14 protein-coding genes are annotated in these 18,204 nt (G+C 72.5%); 8 read left to right on the forward strand and 6 right to left on the reverse strand.

What is annotated here, in order from left to right; all coding sequences use genetic code 11:
* Window positions 1–93: 93 nt before the first annotated feature.
* Window positions 94–867, reverse strand: a complete 774-nt coding sequence (locus tag ACFCV8_RS16370; protein WP_376686015.1) for an SDR family NAD(P)-dependent oxidoreductase — start codon at window positions 865–867, stop codon at window positions 94–96.
* 152 nt (window positions 868–1,019) lie between these two features.
* A complete protein-coding gene (locus ACFCV8_RS16375) occupies window positions 1,020–1,718 on the reverse strand; it encodes an MOSC domain-containing protein (protein WP_376686016.1) in 699 nt (232 codons plus the stop codon).
* 82 nt (window positions 1,719–1,800) lie between these two features.
* Between ACFCV8_RS16375 and ACFCV8_RS16380 the strand changes: the two genes are divergently transcribed.
* Window positions 1,801–2,691, forward strand: a complete 891-nt coding sequence (locus ACFCV8_RS16380) for a LysR family transcriptional regulator (RefSeq protein WP_376686017.1) — start codon at window positions 1,801–1,803, stop codon at window positions 2,689–2,691.
* A gap of 129 nt (window positions 2,692–2,820) precedes the next feature.
* Here the strand turns inward: ACFCV8_RS16380 and ACFCV8_RS16385 are convergent, their stop codons facing one another.
* On the reverse strand, window positions 2,821–3,156 hold the full coding sequence (locus ACFCV8_RS16385) for a WhiB family transcriptional regulator (RefSeq protein ID WP_376686018.1): 336 nt from the start codon (window positions 3,154–3,156) through the stop codon (window positions 2,821–2,823).
* A gap of 412 nt (window positions 3,157–3,568) precedes the next feature.
* Here ACFCV8_RS16385 and ACFCV8_RS16390 point away from each other — a divergent pair, with 412 nt between their 5' ends.
* From ACFCV8_RS16390 to ACFCV8_RS16405, 4 genes are all read left to right on the forward strand, one after another.
* Window positions 3,569–4,180 (forward strand): response regulator transcription factor, encoded by a 612-nt coding sequence (locus ACFCV8_RS16390; protein ID WP_003948568.1) that lies wholly within the window; start codon window positions 3,569–3,571, stop codon window positions 4,178–4,180.
* A 297-nt stretch (window positions 4,181–4,477) separates the two neighbouring features.
* Window positions 4,478–5,053 (forward strand): sigma-70 family RNA polymerase sigma factor, encoded by a 576-nt coding sequence (locus tag ACFCV8_RS16395; RefSeq protein WP_072486721.1) that lies wholly within the window; start codon window positions 4,478–4,480, stop codon window positions 5,051–5,053.
* Window positions 5,054–5,309: 256 nt separating this feature from the next.
* The gene (gene guaB / locus ACFCV8_RS16400) at window positions 5,310–6,812 is read left to right on the forward strand and encodes an IMP dehydrogenase (protein WP_376686019.1); all 1,503 of its coding nucleotides are present in this window, start codon (window positions 5,310–5,312) and stop codon (window positions 6,810–6,812) included.
* 117 nt (window positions 6,813–6,929) lie between these two features.
* Window positions 6,930–8,054, forward strand: a complete 1,125-nt coding sequence (locus tag ACFCV8_RS16405) for a GuaB3 family IMP dehydrogenase-related protein (RefSeq protein ID WP_376686020.1) — start codon at window positions 6,930–6,932, stop codon at window positions 8,052–8,054.
* 71 nt (window positions 8,055–8,125) lie between these two features.
* Here the strand turns inward: ACFCV8_RS16405 and ACFCV8_RS16410 are convergent, their stop codons facing one another.
* Together ACFCV8_RS16410 and ACFCV8_RS16415 are read right to left on the reverse strand one after the other, a co-directional pair.
* Window positions 8,126–8,710: a hypothetical protein gene (locus ACFCV8_RS16410; protein WP_376686021.1), complete on the reverse strand. Its 585-nt coding sequence runs from the start codon at window positions 8,708–8,710 to the stop codon at window positions 8,126–8,128.
* A gap of 106 nt (window positions 8,711–8,816) precedes the next feature.
* Window positions 8,817–10,079 carry a nucleotide sugar dehydrogenase gene (locus ACFCV8_RS16415; RefSeq protein ID WP_376686022.1) on the reverse strand — a complete coding sequence of 421 codons (1,263 nt, stop codon included), beginning with the start codon at window positions 10,077–10,079 and terminating at the stop codon, window positions 8,817–8,819.
* A gap of 260 nt (window positions 10,080–10,339) precedes the next feature.
* Here ACFCV8_RS16415 and ACFCV8_RS16420 point away from each other — a divergent pair, with 260 nt between their 5' ends.
* Complete coding sequence (locus ACFCV8_RS16420) at window positions 10,340–12,046, forward strand: glycerol-3-phosphate dehydrogenase/oxidase (protein ID WP_376686023.1); 1,707 nt, start codon at window positions 10,340–10,342, stop codon at window positions 12,044–12,046.
* Here ACFCV8_RS16420 and ACFCV8_RS16425 read toward each other — a convergent pair.
* Window positions 12,043–13,143, reverse strand: coding sequence for a serine hydrolase domain-containing protein (locus ACFCV8_RS16425; RefSeq protein WP_376686024.1), 1,101 nt, complete (start codon window positions 13,141–13,143; stop codon window positions 12,043–12,045). The two genes, ACFCV8_RS16420 and ACFCV8_RS16425, sit on opposite strands and share 4 nt — an antisense overlap.
* Before the next feature lie 120 nt (window positions 13,144–13,263).
* Between ACFCV8_RS16425 and ACFCV8_RS16430 the strand changes: the two genes are divergently transcribed.
* Both ACFCV8_RS16430 and ACFCV8_RS16435 read left to right on the forward strand, forming a co-directional pair.
* On the forward strand, window positions 13,264–15,255 hold the full coding sequence (locus tag ACFCV8_RS16430) for a serine/threonine-protein kinase (protein WP_376686025.1): 1,992 nt from the start codon (window positions 13,264–13,266) through the stop codon (window positions 15,253–15,255).
* Between the two features lie 250 nt (window positions 15,256–15,505).
* Window positions 15,506–18,055 carry a protein kinase gene (locus ACFCV8_RS16435; protein WP_376686026.1) on the forward strand — a complete coding sequence of 850 codons (2,550 nt, stop codon included), beginning with the start codon at window positions 15,506–15,508 and terminating at the stop codon, window positions 18,053–18,055.
* The last annotated feature ends 149 nt before the right edge of the window (window positions 18,056–18,204 follow it).

Raw genomic sequence — 18,204 nt, forward strand, 5'->3', positions numbered from 1 at the left:
GTCGTCCGCCGGGCGACGACAGCGGTTCGACGACGGGGCCCGGGGAACGCGCCGGGACGCGCGGAGAGCGGTGGGACCGGGGTAAGCGGACACTCACTGCGGACCGTACTTGCGGCCCGTCCTGGAGGTGACCCCTCCGAGCAGGCCGCGCGGTGCCACCTTCACCAGCCCCATCAGCGCCTTGTAGCGCGGGTCCGGCACCGAGAGCGACTTGCCGCGCGCCAGGTCCGCCAGCGCCGCCTCCACCAGCTTGTCCGCGTCGAGCCACATCCAGCCCGGGATGTTGCCGGTCCCCATTCCGGCCCGCTCGTGGAACTCCGTCCGTACGAATCCGGGGCACAGCGCCATCAGCCGCACCCCCGAGCCGGCCAGGTCCTTCGCCGCGCCCTGGGTGAACTGCACGACCCACGCCTTGGACGCGCCGTACGTCCCGCGCGGCACGAAGGCCGCCACCGAGGCCACGTTGACCACCCCGCCGCGCCGCCGCTCGCGCATCGTGGCCGCCGCGGCCGAGGTCAGCCGCAGCACCGCCTCGCAGTGCACCTTCAGCATCTTCAGCTCGTCGGCCATGGGCACGTCCAGATACTGGCCCTTGTTGCCGAACCCGGCGTTGTTGACCAGCAGGTCCACCGGGTGCCGACGGTCCGTCAACCGCTCCTCGACCGCGGCGATCCCGTCGTCCTCCGACAGGTCGGCCCGTAGTACGTCCGCCTCGATGCCGTGCCGGTCGTGCAGCTCCGTCGCCTGTTCGCGCAGCCGCTCCTTGTCGCGTGCCACCAGCACCAGGTTGTGCCCGTCGGCCGCGAGCCGCCGCGCGAAGGCGGCACCGATCCCCGCGGTCGCGCCCGTAATCAGTGCAGTCGTCATACGCGGCACGTTAGTGCCTGTCCGTCACGCAGCGGTCAGCTGTCCGCGGTGCCTGTCCGTCATACAGCGGTCAGCTGTCCGCGGTGCCTGTCCGTCATGCCTCGGCCGGCTGCCCGCGGTGCCTGTGCGGGTGCCTGTCCGTCATGCCGCGGTCAGCTGTCCGCCGCGTACTTCGCGACGTACTCCCGCGCGGCCCGCAACGACTCGGGATGCAGCGCCTCGCCGGCCGCCAGCAGCCCCGGCAGCAGATCCCGCCGGGTCGTCGCGGCCAGGAACTCCCGCTCCACGGTGACGCCGTGGTCCGGGCGGTGCACGATCCCGATCGCGTCACCGGCCCGGACCGTGCCCGGTTCGATCACCCGGAGATAGGCCCCGGGGGCAGCCGCCCGCGTGAACCGCTTCACCCAGCGCGGCTCGTCGACGTGACCCGCGAACGTACGGCACGGAATCCGCCCCGACGTCACCTCCAGCACCAGATCCGGGCCGATCCGCCAGCGCTCCCCGATCAGCGCACCGCTCACATCCACCCCACGGGTCGTCAGGTTCTCCCCGAAGGCGCCGTTGGCCAGCGGACGGCCGAGCTCCCGCTCCCAGCCGTCCAGCTCCTCACGGGCGAAGGCGTACACCGCCTGGTCGGAGCCGCCGTGATGGCGCAGATCGCACACCGTGTCCCCGGCCACCCCACTGCCCCCGGTGCCCTTCGGCCCGGGATCGCTGATGCGCACCGGCCCGTCGACGGGCCGCTTGTCGATACCGGTCGTACCGCCGGGGGCATCGGTGTACGCGACGGCCTCCGGCCGTCCCGCGTTCACGGTCAGCAGCCTCGGCCCGGTCGGTTCCATGGACGTCATGCCGGCCACGCTATCCACTCCATCCTCAAAGTCGCACGCCAATAATGTGCGGCAGCCCCCAAGTGCCGCTTATGGTTGAAGGGTGATCGAAGCCCGTCATCTCCGTGTCCTGCGAGCCGTGGCCGCCACCGGATCGTTCTCCGCCGCCGCGCGGGAGCTGGGCTGCACCCAGCCCGCCGTCAGTCAGCAGATGAAGGCCCTGGAGGGCTCCGCGGGCACCCCGCTGCTGATCCGCACCGGACGGGAGATGCGGCTCACCCAGGCGGGTGAGGCGCTCGTCCGGCACGCCTCCGGCATCCTCGCCGGACTCACGGCCGCCGAGGAGGAGGTCGCCGCCATCGCCGGGCTGCGGGCGGGCCGGGTCCGGCTCGTCTCCTTCCCCAGCGGCAGCTCCACCCTGGTGCCTTGCGCGCTCGCCGCGCTGCGCGAGGCCCACCCCGGCACCCGCGTCTCCCTCGTGGAGGCCGAGCCGCCGCGCTCGGTCGAGATGCTGCGCGAGGGCGACTGCGACATCGCGCTCGCCTTCCGCTACGGCGCGAGCTGCGGCGAATGGGACGACCTGGTGGTGCGCCCGCTCCTCGCCGACCGGCTGATCGGCCTGGTCCCCGAGGGGCACCGGCTGTCGGACGCGGCCTCGGTGGGCATCGCCGAGCTGTCCGGCGAGTCGTGGATCGCGGGCTGTCCGCGCTGCCGCCGACAGCTCGTGGAGGTCTGCGAGGCGTCCGGCTTCACCCCCCGGATCGACTTCGCCACCGACGACTACCCGGCGGTGGTCGGCCTGGTCGGCGCGGGACTCGGAGTGGCGGTGCTGCCGGAGCTGGCGATCGAGTCGGTACGCGCCAAGGGGGTGCGCACCGTGGCGGTGGAGCCGGCCATCGAACGGGAGATCGTCGCGCTGACCCTGCCCGACCTGGCCCAGGTCCCGGCGGTGGCGGCCACCCTGGACCGGCTGTCCCTGGCCGCCGCCCGCTGAGCGGCGTGCCGGGGCCCCGGTCCCGGGCAGGTCCGGGGCCGGACGGTTTCGGGGCCGGACGGTTTCGGGCCGAGTCGTCGGAAGCTGGGTGAGGAAACGTTTCTGTGCGCTGGTGTCGGTGTACCGGGCTCAGCCGTGCGCCGACGGGGACGGTACGCCCGAAGGCGCCGCCGCCGGGACCATCCGGCTGCGGGCCCGCCCCATGAGCTCTTCGCGTTCGTCCTCGGTCAGCCCGCCCCACACGCCGTAGGGCTCGCGTACCGCCAGGGCGTGGGCCGCGCACTCGGCGCGTACCGGGCATCGCATGCAGACCTCCTTCGCCGAGTTCTCGCGGGCGCTGCGGGCCGCCCCGCGCTCGCCCTCGGGATGGAAGAACAGTGAGCTGTCGACCCCGCGGCAGGCCGCCAGCAGCTGCCAGTCCCACAGATCGGCGTTGGGTCCGGGAAGGCGGGAGAAATCTGCCATTGCTTGTCCCCTCGAAACCGTGCTGAGTCGGAAACGTCGTTGTGGTCCGTCGTCGACTGTGCCCACGACCGTACATCTACGGTGTAAGTAGATGTAAATATGACTGATTGCGAATCTATCCACAGACACCAGTAAATGGGAAGAAAATCCGCTAAATGGGGCATACGTGGGCATGAAGTTTCGGTTGCGGGTTAAATGAACCGCGTCGCTCTCCTCCGTGTGCGAGCCCTCACGTAGAGTGCCGAATTCGGTTGTCCGACCCGTAACTCTTTCGAGTGACCGTCGTTGAGAAGGCGGAGGCGGTTGACGGAAAAAGCGATCGGGCAGGTGTCCGAGAGTGTCAACCGCACAGGTGACGACTTGTAACAGCCTGGAGGCTCAAGGTGACGCGCATCAGCTGCGGAGGACGGTCATGACATCCGTCCTCGTCTGCGACGACTCCCCGCTTGCCCGAGAAGCGCTCCGTCGCGCGGTCGCGACCGTGCCCGGGGTCGAGCGGGTGACGACGGCGGCCAACGGCGAGGAAGTCCTCCGCCGCTGGGGTGCCGACCGTTCGGATCTGATTCTGATGGACGTACGCATGCCCGGTCTCGGAGGTGTGGAGACGGTGCGGCGGCTGCTCTCCGCCGACCCCGGCGCCAGGATCATCATGCTGACCGTCGCCGAGGACCTGGACGGGGTCGCGCTCGCGGTCGCCGCCGGTGCCCGCGGCTATCTGCACAAGGACGCCTCCCGCGCCGAGCTGCGCGCCACGGTCACCCAGGCGCTGGCCGACCCGACGTGGCGGCTCGCCCCGCGGCGGCTGCGGTCGGCCGAGATGGGTGCGGCGCCGACGCTCACCGCACGGGAGATCCAGGTGCTCGAAGGCATGAGCCACGGCCGTTCGAACGCCGAGATCGGCCGCGAGCTGTTCCTCTCGGAGGACACGGTGAAGACGCATGCCAGGCGTCTGTTCAAGAAGCTGGGCGCCTCGGACCGGGCGCACGCGGTGGCGCTCGGGTTCCGCTGGGGCCTGGTCCGGTAGGGCCCGGCCGCGGCCGGTGGCCGACCGTGTCCCCGTCCGCGTACCGGCGGGCGGGGCGACGCGACCGGTCGGCGTCGCACGGGTTCCGCTCCATCCGCGGGGCCCGTCGCGCCGACGGTATGTGACGCTTCCCGGCCGATGCCGCATCCTTGAGACGTGGAGTTCCTCGGGAACGATTCGGTCGAGCGGAAGGGGAGGGCGCAGGACATGACTTCCGGCGCACCCGCTCATAACGCTTCGGTGCACAACTCCGGACGCGGCGGCACGGATGACGCGGCTCCGGGGCACCATGGTCCGATGCGTGACGACGAGACGACGGGGATCGGTGCCCTGGTGCACCGCGCCGTCGAGGGCGACGCGCAGGCCACGCACGATCTGCTGGCCCATGTCCACCCGCTCGCGCTGCGCTACTGCCGGTCGCGGCTGAACCGGCTGCCCGGTGATGCCCGTCACTTCGTGGAGGACCTGGCGCAGGAGGTCTGTGTGGCGGTGCTGATGGCGCTGCCCCGCTACAAGGACACGGGCAGGCCCTTCGAAGCCTTCGTGTTCGCCATCGCGGGCCACAAGGTCGCCGACCTCCAGCGGGCCGCCATGCGGCACCCGGGGTCGACGGCCGTGCCGTCCGACGAGATGCCCGAGCGGCCGGACGACTCGCTCGGGCCCGAGGAGCGCGCCCTGCTCAGCAGCGACGCGGCCTGGGCCAAGAAGCTCCTCGCCAACCTTCCGGACAACCAGCGCGAGCTGCTCGTCCTCCGGGTCGCCGTCGGTCTGACCGCCGAGGAGACCGGGCAGATGCTGGGCATGTCCCCGGGTGCGGTCCGGGTCGCCCAGCACCGGGCCCTGAGCAGGCTGCGGGCCCTCGCGGAGCAGTGAACACCCCGAGGCCGCGTGTGACAGTGAGCACCCCGCGGCCGCCTACGGCGGCGAGTGCCCCGCGGCCGCCTACGGCATCGGCCCGTTTCCGTGGATGTCCCGGGCGGCGGGGGTGCGGTGTTTCCGCGGGGATTCGGGCGGCGGTCGTCGTGCGAAGCCACAGAAACCCCGGGTGATCTTGTTCGTGGAATGAGACGCGCCCGAAGGCCGTTAGCATGGACATCCGCACCGATCAAGGCCATTTGGGGAAGGTGTCATGACTGCAAACGTCGACGGAGTGCCCGAGAAATTCGCGACGCTCGGACTGACATACGACGACGTGCTGCTGCTGCCCGGCGCATCCGAAGTGCTGCCCAACGCAGTCGACACCTCGTCCCGCATCTCGCGCAACGTCCGGGTGAACATCCCGCTGCTGTCCGCGGCGATGGACAAGGTCACCGAGTCCCGCATGGCGATCGCCATGGCGCGGCAGGGCGGTGTCGGGGTACTGCACCGCAACCTGTCCATCGAGGACCAGGTCAACCAGGTCGACCTCGTGAAGCGCTCCGAGTCCGGCATGGTGACCGACCCGATCACCGTGCACCCGGACGCGACGCTGGCCGAGGCCGACGCGCTGTGCGCGAAGTTCCGCATCAGCGGTGTCCCGGTCACCGACCCGGCGGGCAAGCTGCTCGGCATCGTCACCAACCGTGACATGGCCTTCGAGTCCGACCGCAGCCGCCAGGTGCGCGAGGTCATGACGCCGATGCCGCTGGTCACGGGCAAGGTGGGCATCTCCGGCGTGGACGCCATGGAGCTGCTGCGCCGCCACAAGATCGAGAAGCTTCCGCTGGTCGACGACGCGGGTGTCCTCAAGGGCCTCATCACGGTCAAGGACTTCGTGAAGGCCGAGCAGTACCCGAACGCCGCCAAGGACACCGAGGGCCGTCTCCTCGTCGGCGCGGCCGTCGGCGCCAGCCCCGAGGCCCTGGAGCGGGCGCAGGCCCTGGCCGCGGTCGGTGTGGACTTCCTGATCGTCGACACCTCGCACGGCCACAACAGCAACGCGCTGAACTGGATGGCGAAGATCAAGTCCAGCGTCGACGTCGACGTCATCGGCGGCAACGTCGCGACGCGCGACGGCGCGCAGGCCCTGATCGACGCCGGTGTCGACGGCGTGAAGGTCGGCGTGGGCCCCGGTTCCATCTGCACCACCCGCGTGGTCGCCGGTATCGGCGTCCCGCAGGTCACCGCGATCTACGAGGCGGCCCTCGCCGCCCGCGCGGCCGGCGTCCCGGTCATCGGCGACGGCGGTCTGCAGTACTCCGGCGACATCGGCAAGGCGCTCGCCGCCGGTGCCGACGCGGTCATGCTCGGCAGCCTCCTTGCGGGCTGCGAGGAGTCGCCGGGCGAGCTGCAGTTCATCAACGGCAAGCAGTACAAGTCGTACCGCGGCATGGGCTCGCTCGGCGCGATGCAGAGCCGCGGGCAGGGCCGCTCGTACTCCAAGGACCGCTACTTCCAGGCCGACGTGGCCTCGGACGACAAGCTCGTGCCCGAGGGCATCGAGGGCCAGGTGCCGTACCGCGGCCCGCTGGCCAACGTGCTGCACCAGCTCGTCGGCGGTCTGCGCCAGACCATGGGTTACGTGGGCGCCGCCTCCGTCGACGAGATGGAGACCAAGGGCCGCTTCGTCCGCATCACGTCCGCGGGCCTCAAGGAGAGCCACCCGCACGACATCCAGATGACGGTCGAGGCCCCGAACTACAGCAGGAAGTAGCGCGGGCGGCAACGCACCAGCGCAGCCGAGGGGCGGGCCGGGGTTCCCCGGACCGCCCCTCAGCCGTGTGTCGGGGATACTGGACAACGCAGACGTAGAGGGAAAGGCCACACCATCGTGACTGAGATCGAGATCGGGCGCGGCAAGCGCGGCCGCCGGGCGTACGCATTCGACGACATCGCCGTCGTTCCGAGCCGCCGTACCCGCGACCCGAAGGAGGTCTCGATCGCCTGGCAGATCGACGCCTACCGTTTCGAGCTGCCGTTCCTGGCCGCGCCCATGGACTCCGTGGTCTCCCCGCAGACCGCGATCCGCATCGGTGAGATGGGCGGCCTCGGCGTTCTCAACCTGGAAGGGCTGTGGACCCGGCACGCCGACCCGCAGCCGCTGCTCGACGAGATCGCCGAGATGCCCGTCGAGTCGGCCACCCGCCGCCTCCAGGAGATCTACTCCGCGCCGATCCAGGAGGAGCTGATCGGGCAGCGCATCAAGGAGGTGCGCGACTCCGGCGTGGTCACCGCCGCCGCGCTCTCCCCGCAGCGCACCGCGCAGTTCTCCAAGGCCGTCGTCGACGCGGGCGTGGACATCTTCGTCATCCGCGGTACGACGGTCTCCGCCGAGCACGTCTCGGGTGCCGCGGAGCCGCTCAACCTCAAGCAGTTCATCTACGAGCTGGACGTCCCGGTGATCGTCGGCGGCTGCGCCACGTACACCGCCGCGCTCCACCTGATGCGGACCGGCGCGGCCGGCGTGCTCGTCGGTTTCGGCGGCGGCGCCGCGCACACCACGCGCAACGTCTTCGGCATCCAGGTCCCGATGGCGACCGCGGTCGCCGATGTGGCCGGTGCCCGCCGCGACTACATGGACGAGTCCGGCGGCCGCTACGTGCACGTGATCGCGGACGGCGGCGTCGGCTGGTCCGGCGACCTGCCCAAGGCCATCGCCTGCGGTGCGGACGCCGTGATGATGGGCTCCCCGCTGGCCCGCGCCAGCGACGCCCCGGGCCGGGGACGGCACTGGGGCATGGAGGCCGTCCACGAGGACGTGCCGCGCGGCAAGCTGGTGGACCTGGGCTCGGTCGGCACCACCGAGGAGGTCCTGACCGGTCCTTCGCACACCCCCGACGGCTCGATGAACATCTTCGGCGCGCTGCGCCGGGCGATGGCGACGACGGGGTACAGCGACCTCAAGGAGTTCCAGCGCGTCGAGGTCACGGTGGCGGACTCGCAGCACAGCCGCTGAGCACCGCACACAGACGGGAGGGCCCGGAACCGCGCGGCATGCGGTCCGGGCCCTCCCGTCTGTGCGTGCGGTTACTCCGCGGCCTTCTTGGCGCCGGAGAACGCGGCGACGGCGGCGATGGCGAAGAAGACGTACGTCAGGAAGTCCGAGTCGGCCTTCCACGCCTCGTTCAGCAGACCGAAGTGGTCGAAGAACAGCTCGGAGACGGTGACCGGAAGCTCCTTGGCGGCGATCATCGCCTCGCCGAGCAGCTGGCCGAAGTAGACGGCGACGAGCGAGAGCACGGCGCTGACGACCGGCAGTACGGGGTTGCGGCCGCCGACCTTGCCGGCCGCGAAGCCGACGACGAAGCCGACGCCCACGGCCGCGTAGCCGATCTCGTGCTTGGTGGCGCCGATGATGGCCCCGTAGATGGCGGCGGCGACCACGGCCGCGACGACCGCGGCGGCCAGGCCGAGGCCCATGTTGTTGCGGGCCGGGGCCGGCGGCGGGGCGTACGGGGCGCCGCCGAACGGGGCGCCGGGCTGCTGGCCGCCCGCGAAGGGGTTGCCGGACGGGTCGCCCTGCTGGCCCTGCTGGCCCTGCTGTCCGGCGAACGGGTTGCCGCCGCCGGGCTGGGAGTCGTACGGCTGGTTCGGCGGCACGGACTGGCTCATGGTGGGATCCCCCCTGGGACTGAAAACGCAACTGTGTGCGAGAAGTGACGCCGCAGGCTAGCAGCAGCCTGTGACATCGCCCACCGAAATCCGCGGAGCGGGGCGCTCAGAGCCGGTGCGCCGCCCCCGCCGGGGTCGCGCCCCTGGTGTCCAGGAGGAGCTGGGCCTTCACCGCGAGGCCCTGGAGGTCGTACGTCCGGTGGTGCTGGAGCAGCACCGTGAGGTCGGCGCCGGCCGCCGCCTCGTACAGCGAGTCGGCGCGTGGCACCGGGAGCTCGCGCACCCGCCAGTCGTGGACGTACGGGTCGTGGTAGCCGATCTGGGCACCCATGTCCATCAGCCGGTTCGCGATCTCCAGGGCCGGGGCGCCCTCCTGGTCGGCCAGGTCGGGCTTGTACGTGACCCCGAGCAGCAGGACCCGGGCGCCGCGCACGGACTTGCCGTGCTCGTTCAGCAGGGTGGCGCAGCGCTGGATCACGTACCTCGGCATCCGGTCGTTGATCTCCTGTGCCAGCGAGACCATCCGCAGCGGGTGGCCCGGGGTGCGGCTGTGGTACGGGAAGTAGCCCGGGTCGACGGGGGCGCCGTGGCCGCCGACGCCGGGTCCGGGCCGGAAGGGCTGGAAGCCGAAGGGCTTGGTCTCGGCGCACCGGATGACGTCCCACAGGTCGACGCCGAGGTCGTGGCAGAGCACCGCCATCTCGTTGACCAGGGCGATGTTGACGTGCCGGAAGTTGGTCTCCAGGACCTTGGTCATCTCGGCCTCGCGGGGTCCGCGGGCCCGGACGACCTTGTCGGTGAGCCGTCCGTAGAAGGCGGCGGCCGATTCGGTGCAGGCGGGGGTGAGGCCGCCGATGACCTTGGGGGTGTTGGCGTAGCCGTGGGTCCGGTTGCCGGGGTCGAGGCGGCCGGGGGAGCAGGCGAGATGGAAGTCGCGCCCGGCCCGCAGCCCGGAGCCCTCTTCCAGCAGCGGGCGCAGGTAGTTCTCGGTGGTGCCCGGCGGCACGGCCGACTCCAGCAGGACGGTGGTGTGCGGGCGCAGCCGGGCGGCGAGCGCGCGGGCCGCGTCGCCGACGGCGGTCAGGTCGAGGGAGTGGTCGGCGCCGAGCGGGGTGGGCGCACAGATCACCGCGGTACGGACCCGGCCCAGCTCGGCGGGGTTCGTGGTGGGCCGGAAGCCGCCCGAGAGCATCCGGCGGATCTCCGAGGCGGTGAGCGACCCCTCGACGGGGGTGCGGCCCGCGGCGAGTTCGGTGCAGGCGCGCGGGTCGGTGTCGTAACCGACGGTCTGTACGCGTGCGGCCACGGCGGCCTGGGCGAGGGGCAGGCCGAGGTGGCCGAGTCCGATGACTGCGAGGTCTGCGGGCATGTGGACGGCCGTCCTTCCCGGTCGGTCTATGGACCATGAGGGCAGAAAGCGCAACCGCTGTGGACAGCGCAATGTAACACTAGGCTTATATATGACCTATTTGTCGCATTGTTGGCCGCCTGTCGTCCTGGTGTTTTCCACAGGCGGTGGCCGAAGTCGGGGACGGCGGACAGAATCGAGAGGTGGGCACGGAGCGCGCCGTCCGCCGGTCGGCCGGTGCCCGCGGTGCCGGACCACCCCGATCCACCCGGGAGGCAGCAGTGAGGACAGCGACACTGGGACCCGCGGAACGCGCCGAGGCGCTGGCCGCGATGGCCGAGCGCGAACTGGACGTGCTGGTCGTGGGCGCGGGCGTGGTCGGCGCCGGCACGGCGCTGGACGCGGCGACGAGAGGGCTCGCCACGGGCCTGGTCGAGGCGCGCGACTGGGCGTCCGGCACATCGAGCAGATCGAGCAAGCTGATCCACGGCGGACTGCGCTATCTGGAGATGCTCGACTTCGCGCTCGTCAGGGAGGCGCTGAAGGAGCGCGGGCTGCTGCTGCAACGGCTGGCCCCGCACCTGGTGAAGCCCGTGCCCTTCCTGTACCCCTTGCAGCACAAGGGCTGGGAGCGGTTCTACGCCGGCTCTGGCGTCGCCCTCTACGACGCGATGTCGGTGTCGTCGGGCCACGGCCGCGGCCTGCCCGTGCACCGGCACCTCTCCCGCCGCCACGCCCTGCGCGTCGCCCCGGCGCTGCGCAAGGACGCGCTGGTCGGTGCCCTGCAGTACTACGACGCCCAGATGGACGACGCCCGTTACGTGGCCACCCTGGTGCGCACCGCCGCTGGGTACGGCGCCCGGGTGGCCAACCGTGCGCGGGTCATCGGCTTCCTCCGGGAGGGCGAGCGGGTGGTCGGCGCCCGGGTACAGGACGTCGAGGGGGGCGGGGAGTACGAGGTCAGGGCCAAGCAGGTGGTCAACGCCACGGGGGTCTGGACCGACGACACCCAGGCGCTGATCGGGGAGCGCGGGCAGTTCCACGTCCGGGCCTCCAAGGGGATTCACCTGGTCGTACCCAAGGACCGCATCCACTCCTCGAGCGGCCTCATCCTGCGCACCGAGAAGTCCGTCCTCTTCGTGATCCCGTGGGGCAGGCACTGGATCATCGGCACGACGGACACCGACTGGGACCTGGACAAGGCGCACCCGGCGGCGTCCAGCGCCGACATCGACTATCTCCTCGAACACGTCAACTCGGTCCTGGCCACCCCGCTGGGCCGGGACGACGTGGAGGGGGTCTACGCCGGGCTGCGGCCGCTGCTGGCCGGCGAGTCCGACGCCACGAGCAAGCTCTCCCGCGAGCACACAGTGGCCCATCCGCTCCCCGGCCTCGTGGTCGTGGCGGGCGGGAAGTACACCACGTACCGGGTGATGGCGAAGGACGCGGTGGACGAGGCGGTGCACGGGCTGGACCAGCGGGTGGCGGCCTGCGTCACGGAGGAGATCCCGCTGCTGGGCGCGGAGGGCTACCCCGCCCTGTGGAACGCCCGCGCCAGGATCGCGGCCCGCGCCGGTCTCCATGTCGCCCGACTGGAGCACCTCCTCAACCGGTACGGCTCGATGACCGAGCAGGTCCTCGAACTGATCGTCGCCGATCCGTCCCTGGGTGAACCGCTGCCCGCGGCGGACGACTACCTGAAGGCGGAGATCGTCTACGCCGCCTCGCACGAGGGCGCCCGCCATCTCGACGACGTGCTGACCCGCCGCACCCGGATCTCCATAGAGACCTTCGACCGGGGCACGCACAGCGCCGGACTCTGCGCGGAGCTGATGGCTCCGGTGCTGGGCTGGGACCAGGGACAGATCGACCGCGAGGTCGAGCACTACGAGAAGCGGGTGGAGGCGGAACGGGAGTCGCAGCGGCAGCCCGACGACCTCACGGCCGACGCGGCCCGGCTCGGCGCGCCGGACATCGTGCCGCTCTAGGCCATTCCGTCCCGGGAGGCGTCGCCCCGCTTGTCCGTGCAGAACTCCGCGTCCAGCAGTGCGGGTTCGAGGGTGTCGGCGTCGGCCAGGGTGTCCGTGTCGACCCGGTAGGTCAGGACGTGCCGGCCGTCCCGGGTGGCGGCGGTACGGACGTAACTGCCCGCGATGTGGCCGTTGTGCCCCCAGACGGTGATGCCGCAGGAGAGCTTCTCCGGAAAGAGGCCCAGGCCGTAGGTGCCCCTGGTGGCCCGGGTGTCCGTCATCAGGGCGAGCTGGGCGGGTGCGAGGAGGCGGCCGCCCAGCAGGGCCGCGAAGAAGCGGTTCAGGTCGCCGAGCGTGGAGATCAGCGAGCCGGCCGCGCCCGCCCCGCGCGGGTCGAGCGCGGTGACGTCGCGGAGGGTGCCGTCGGCCGGGTCGCGGGTGTAGGCCCGGCCGTGCGGGGCGGGCAGTGCGGTGCGGGCGCCCGGGAAGGAGGTGCCGGTGAGGTGGAGCGGGGTGATGACGCGGTCGCGGATCTCGGTGGCGTAGTCACGCCCGGTGACACGCCGGACGACGAGTCCGAGTACGGCGTAATTGGTGTTGGAGTAGGCGTAATGGCCGGGCGCGCCCGTCGGGCGGTGGGCCAGGGCGACGCGGACCGCCGCGGTCGCGGAGAGAGGGTGGGCCGAGGGGGCGTCGGTGTAGTCGTAGAGGCCGCTGGTATGGCTGAGCAGGGCGCGCAGGGTGATCCGGCGGCCGTCGTTGCCGTTGCCGCGCACCAGACGCGGCAGCAGCCGCTCGACCGGGTCCGACAGCCGCAGCCTGCCCTCCTGGACGAGTTGCAGCACGACCGTGGCGACAAAGGTCTTGGTGATGCTGCCCGCCCGGAACCGGTCCGCCGCCCGGATGTTGGGCCCCGTCGAGCGGTACGTGCCGTACGGTGCGGGGGAGGAGCCGCGGGCCAGCAGCGCCGCGGTGGGCGCACCGCCCTCCGCGACGAGCCGCGGAAGATAGGCGGCCGCGGGGCCGAGGTGTGGTTCGCTGGACAGGGGCGCGGTTCCCAGGCCGAAGAGTGCCAGCGCCAGGGGAGCGGCGAGCAGTGCTCTGAGTGTCGGCATGGCGGGGATTCCCTTTCTCCGGGCACATCATGACGGGCCCGCGGACCCGGCACCATGACCGGAGCCGGGGTGAGGGACAATGAACGCTCTGCCAGGGCGGGTTGATCGCAGAGGGGACGCATGTCGGAGGCGGAGCAGGCACGGGAGCCCCAACGGGACAAGGAAGGACGTCTCCTCGCGGGGCGGTACCGCCTTGGGGAGGTGCTCGGCCGGGGCGGTATGGGCACGGTCTGGCGTGCCGTCGACGAGACGCTGGGCCGTACGGTGGCGGTCAAGGAACTGCGGTTCCCCTCGGCCATCGACGACGACGAGAAGCGTCGGCTGATCACACGTACGCTGCGTGAGGCGAAGGCGATCGCCAGGATCCGCAACAACGGCGCGGTGACGGTCTACGACGTGGTCGACGAGGACGACCGTCCGTGGATCGTGATGGAGCTCATCGAGGGCAAGTCCCTGGCCGAAGCGGTGCGCGAGGACGGCGTGCTGACGCCGAAGCGGGCGGCCGAGGTCGGCCTCGCGATACTCGACGTACTCAGATCGGCGCACCGCGAGGGCATCCTGCACCGCGACGTGAAGCCGTCCAACGTACTGATCGCCGAGGACGGCCGGGTCGTGCTGACCGACTTCGGCATCGCCCAGGTCGAGGGCGACCCCTCCGTCACCTCGACCGGCATGCTCGTCGGCGCTCCCTCGTACATCTCGCCCGAGCGCGCCCGGGGCCGCAAGCCGGGACCGCCCGCCGACCTCTGGTCGCTCGGCGGCCTGCTGTACGCGAGCGTCGAGGGCTCCCCGCCGTACGACAAGGGCTCGGCCATCGCCACCCTGACGGCCGTGATGACCGAGCCGCTCGACCCGCCGAAGAACGCCGGCCCGCTGAAGGACGTCATCTACGGGCTCCTCGCCAAGGACCCCGAGCAGCGGCTCGACGACGAGGGCGCCCGCGCCCTGCTCAACGACGTGATCCACGCCCCGGAGAAGCCGGAGCCCGTCACGCCGCCGCCCGCCGAGGCCACCCAGATCATGGCGCTGCCCACGACCCCGGCCGAGCCCCGGACCACGTCCGCGCCGAAGGCCGCGGAGCAGGGCGAGGGTGCCCGGGACCGGCTGCGCGGCGCGCTGCGCTCCGTACGGAACGCGAGGTCGACGCCCGCCGTCGCGGCGGGCGGATCGGCCGCGACCGCCGCCACGCCCTCGGCGCCCGCCGCGGCCCCCTCCCCGGCCGCGAGCGCGGGTACGGGCGCCGGCCGGGGCACCTCCGCGAAGCCCGCCGCCGTACCGCCGCCGCCCCGCCCGGCTTCGGCACCGGCGGCACCGCCGCGGGCGTCCATCACGGACGTGGTGCCGCGCCGCACCCTGGCGATCATCGCGGCCGTCATCGTGCTCGCCGTGGTCGGCACCATCGTCGCCCTCTCGGTCGGCGGGGACGACAAGGACAACGGCGCCAAGGGCAAGGACGACAAGTCCGCTTCCGCCGGGTCCTCGACGACGCCCGGGGGCTCCACGGAGCCCGACAGCGGCACGGGCGGCGGCAGCGGCAAGGACCAGGGCAAGGGCCAGTCGCCGGGCACCGGCCAGAGCGGCGACCAGAACCAGACCCAGGGCCAGAGCGGCGACCAGGGCGGCAAGGAGGGCGGCGGCAAGGAGGGCGACGCGCTGCCGGACGGATTCCGCAAGGTCACGAACAAGAAGTTCCACTTCAGCGTGGCCCTGCCCGAGAACTTTCGGTTCGACAAGATCGCGGGGGTGAACTCCGGCGCCATCTACAACGCCGGAGGCGGCTACCCCCGCATCCAGATCGACTTCACCAAGTCCCCCGGCGGCAACGCGGCCGGGGCCTGGAACGCCGCGCGGGCCGGTGTCGCGGCCACCAGCAACGGCTACCACCACATCGGCATCGACAAGGTCCAGTACAACGGCTACCCGACGGTCGCCGACTGGCAGTTCGAGCGCACCCAGCAGGGAACGCGGGTCCGGGTGCTCAACCGGGGCTTCAAGGTCGACTCCTCCCACGGCTACGCGATCATGATCAGCTGCAAGGCCGGCGAGTGGAACGACGAGGAGTGCCGGGCGCTGCGCAAGATGGCCTTCGACACGTTCAAGCCCCTCGACTGAGCACGACCGGGCCGACGGCGGCCCGGCAGCCGGACCGACGGCGGTCCGGCGGGGAGCGGCCGGGATGGGACGACCCGGCGACGCGCCCGCCGCTCGCCACGTATCGTGAGAGCCGGAAGACCGTACGCAGCCGGAACGGCCGGGGCGACACGTCAATTCCGGGGTGAGTGACCACGGTTGACGGGTCGGCCGCGGTCAGGGACCGGCCCGGTCTTCATGACCGGGGGACAGTGCGCTCTGGGGAGGCGTCGTGGACGACTACGCGGGTCGGGTGCTCGCCGACCGCTACCGCCTTCCGCTGTCTTCGGACGACGCGTACGAAACGGTCGAGACCCGGGCGTTCGACACCTACAGCGGGCAGGAGGTCCTGGTCCGCCAGGTGCCGTTGCCCGAGGTGGTGGACGCCGAGGTGCTCGACGCCGACGGGCCGGTCCCGGCCTCCCGGCGGGGCAGCGGCAGGGACGCGGGCGGGCCCGCCGATCCGGCCGTCCGGCGCGCGGTGGAAGCGGCCCGGGCGGCGGCCCGGGTGCCGGACCACCCCAGGCTCGACCAGGTCTTCGACGTGTTCGCGGAGGCGGGTTCGCTCTGGATCGTGAGCGAACTCGTCGAGGCCCGTCCGCTCGCCTCGCTGCTCGCCGAGCGCCCGCTCAACCCCTTCCGGGCCGCCGAGATCGGCTCCGACGTGCTGGCCGCGCTCCGGGTGCTGCACGCCCACGGCTGGACCCACCGGAACATCACCGTCCGTACGGTGCTGGTCTGCGACGACGGGCGCGTGGTGCTGACCGGGCTGGCGGCCGGGGCGGCGGAGGAGGCGCTCTGCGGGTACGTGTCGACACCGCGCCCCGAGGGCGACGACGAGCACGAGGCGGACGACGGGTACGGCATCGGATTCGACGGCGGACGTGACGACGGGTTCGGCGAGGGGGTCCGCGACGGGCGCGGGTTCGCCCGTCCGGCGCCCGACCCGGATCCGGCCGGGATCTTCGCGCCGCCGCCCCGGCCGCTCCTGCCGCCCTCGCCCCCCGCCCCGGCCGAGATGCCCGCCCCGCGCAACCCGGCGGCGATAGAGCCCTCCCGGCCGGACACCGAGGACGGCGCGTCCGGCCACGGCGCGACCGACGACGACCCCGCGCAGGCGCGGGCCGGGCGTGCCGGAGCCATCGCCGCGTACCGGGCGGGCGCGCTGGCCGCCGCACGCGTCAGCGAGGACCGGCGGCGCGCCGAGGCGGAGGACACCGGCAACCTCCCGGTGCAGCGCTCCGCGCGACCGGTGGACGCGGACCGGACCGACCAGTTCCGCAAGATCCCCGCAGGCGGCTCCGCAGCACTGCCCGTACAGCGCTCCGGGCAGCCGGAGCGGGCGGAGCCGCAGGGGCGGCCGGAGCGCGTGGGCAGCTGGGACGAGGACGGGCGGGGCGGCCGTAGCGGCTCCGGCTACCGGGGCCCCGCCACCCCGCTGGCCGCCGAGCGTGCCCGCCAGACCAGGATCTCCGTGGTCGGCGCGGTCACCGAGCGCTGGGCGCCCGAGCAGGGCGGCCCGGTCCACGAGAACTGGCGGCTGGCCCCGCCGATCGGCCCCGCCACCGACCTCTGGGCGCTGGGCGCCCTGCTCTACCGCGCGGTCCAGGGCCACGCCCCCTACCCCGAGGACAGCGCCGCGGAGCTCGTCCAGATGGTCTGCGGCGAGCCGCCCGCCTTCGCCGAGGAGTGCGGCCCGCTGCGCCCGGTCGTCGAGTCCCTGCTGCGCCAGGACCCCACCGAGCGCCCCGACGTCGAGGAGCTGAGCGGCTGGCTGCGCTCCCTGGTGCGCTCGGCGCCCGAGCCCGAGGCCGGGCTGGGCGTCGTGCCGCTGCCCTCCGCCGACACCGCCCGGCTCCCCGTCGTACGCCGCAGGGGCGAACTGGTCCGCAAGCGGCGCGGGAAGAACGCCGCCCACGGCCGCCACCGCCACGCCAGGGGCAGGACGGAGCAGCAGGACAGGCAGGACACGCCTCTCGACGAACTGTTCGACCGGCCGGCCGAGCCGCCCCGCCCGGCCCGGGAGCCGCGCGAGCCCAGGCCCCCGAAGGCGCTGCGCACCCCGCCCCGCCCCGACGACGGCGAGCGGCGCTCGCCCCGGCGGCTCGGGCGGCTGCTCCTGGTGCTGATCCTGCTGGTGCTCGTGGCGGCCGTCGCGTACGCCGTGATGTTCATGCCCAGGGCGGGCGGGTCCGGCAACGGCGCCACCGGCCCGGGGGCCTCCTCCTCCGGCACCCCGCAGCCCGGCACCGGGGAGCCGGACGGCCAGGCCTCCCCGGGTTCCCCCGGCGAGCAGCAGCCGCAGACCAGCCGTTCCGCCGTCGCCCTCGCCCCCGGCTACACCCTCCGCAAGGACGCCGAGGGCTTCGAGGTCGGTGTCCTCAAGGGCTGGCAGCGCACCCCCGCCAACGCGGACCGTCAGATCCGCTACGGCAGCGGCGGCTTCAGCCTCCTGATCGTCCCCGGCCGGGACACGGTCGAGTCCGCCGGGAACGACCCGCTGGCCTACCAGGCCGACAAGGAGCGGGAGTTGCAGCAGTTCCGCGACTCCGGCTGGTCCGGGTCGAGCGGGCTGCGCCGGATCGACGTCGGCCGGCAGGCCATGGCGGAGGGCCAGTTCACCTGGCGCGACGCGGCCGGACGGCCGGTGTACGCCCGCAACCTGGTGATGGTGGTGAACGGCAGGTACCACGTCATCCAGGTCATCGGCCCGGAGAACAAGCGCGACAAGGTGTCGGAGATCTACGAACAGGCCATTTCCTCCTACCGCGTGACGCGCTGACGCCTCTGCGTACACCCCGCCCGTCCGATCCGTCCCGGTCCGGCCCGCTGACGGAGCGACAAGCATCACAGTGCGGTCTCGTGGGTGGTGCGAGGTTCCGTGGCCGCACCTCCGCTCCGTAATCTGGCAGCCGAGAAACGGGGCGGGGC

The organism is Streptomyces sp. NPDC056347, assembly GCF_042262625.1.
Classification (GTDB): domain Bacteria; phylum Actinomycetota; class Actinomycetes; order Streptomycetales; family Streptomycetaceae; genus Streptomyces.

What these genes read in the sequence shown, in the direction of transcription:
- ACFCV8_RS16370 (WP_376686015.1), bottom strand. Translation starts at nt 867, where the DNA reads ATGACGACTGCACTGATTACGGGCGCGACCGCGGGGATCGGTGCCGCC.
- ACFCV8_RS16375 (WP_376686016.1), bottom strand. Translation starts at nt 1,718, where the DNA reads ATGACGTCCATGGAACCGACCGGGCCGAGGCTGCTGACCGTGAACGCG.
- ACFCV8_RS16385 (WP_376686018.1), bottom strand. Translation starts at nt 3,156, where the DNA reads ATGGCAGATTTCTCCCGCCTTCCCGGACCCAACGCCGATCTGTGGGAC.
- ACFCV8_RS16390 (WP_003948568.1), top strand. Translation starts at nt 3,569, where the DNA reads ATGACATCCGTCCTCGTCTGCGACGACTCCCCGCTTGCCCGAGAAGCG.
- ACFCV8_RS16395 (WP_072486721.1), top strand. Translation starts at nt 4,478, where the DNA reads ATGCGTGACGACGAGACGACGGGGATCGGTGCCCTGGTGCACCGCGCC.
- guaB (WP_376686019.1), top strand. Translation starts at nt 5,310, where the DNA reads ATGACTGCAAACGTCGACGGAGTGCCCGAGAAATTCGCGACGCTCGGA.
- ACFCV8_RS16410 (WP_376686021.1), bottom strand. Translation starts at nt 8,710, where the DNA reads ATGAGCCAGTCCGTGCCGCCGAACCAGCCGTACGACTCCCAGCCCGGC.
- ACFCV8_RS16415 (WP_376686022.1), bottom strand. Translation starts at nt 10,079, where the DNA reads ATGCCCGCAGACCTCGCAGTCATCGGACTCGGCCACCTCGGCCTGCCC.
- ACFCV8_RS16425 (WP_376686024.1), bottom strand. Translation starts at nt 13,143, where the DNA reads ATGCCGACACTCAGAGCACTGCTCGCCGCTCCCCTGGCGCTGGCACTC.
- ACFCV8_RS16430 (WP_376686025.1), top strand. Translation starts at nt 13,264, where the DNA reads ATGTCGGAGGCGGAGCAGGCACGGGAGCCCCAACGGGACAAGGAAGGA.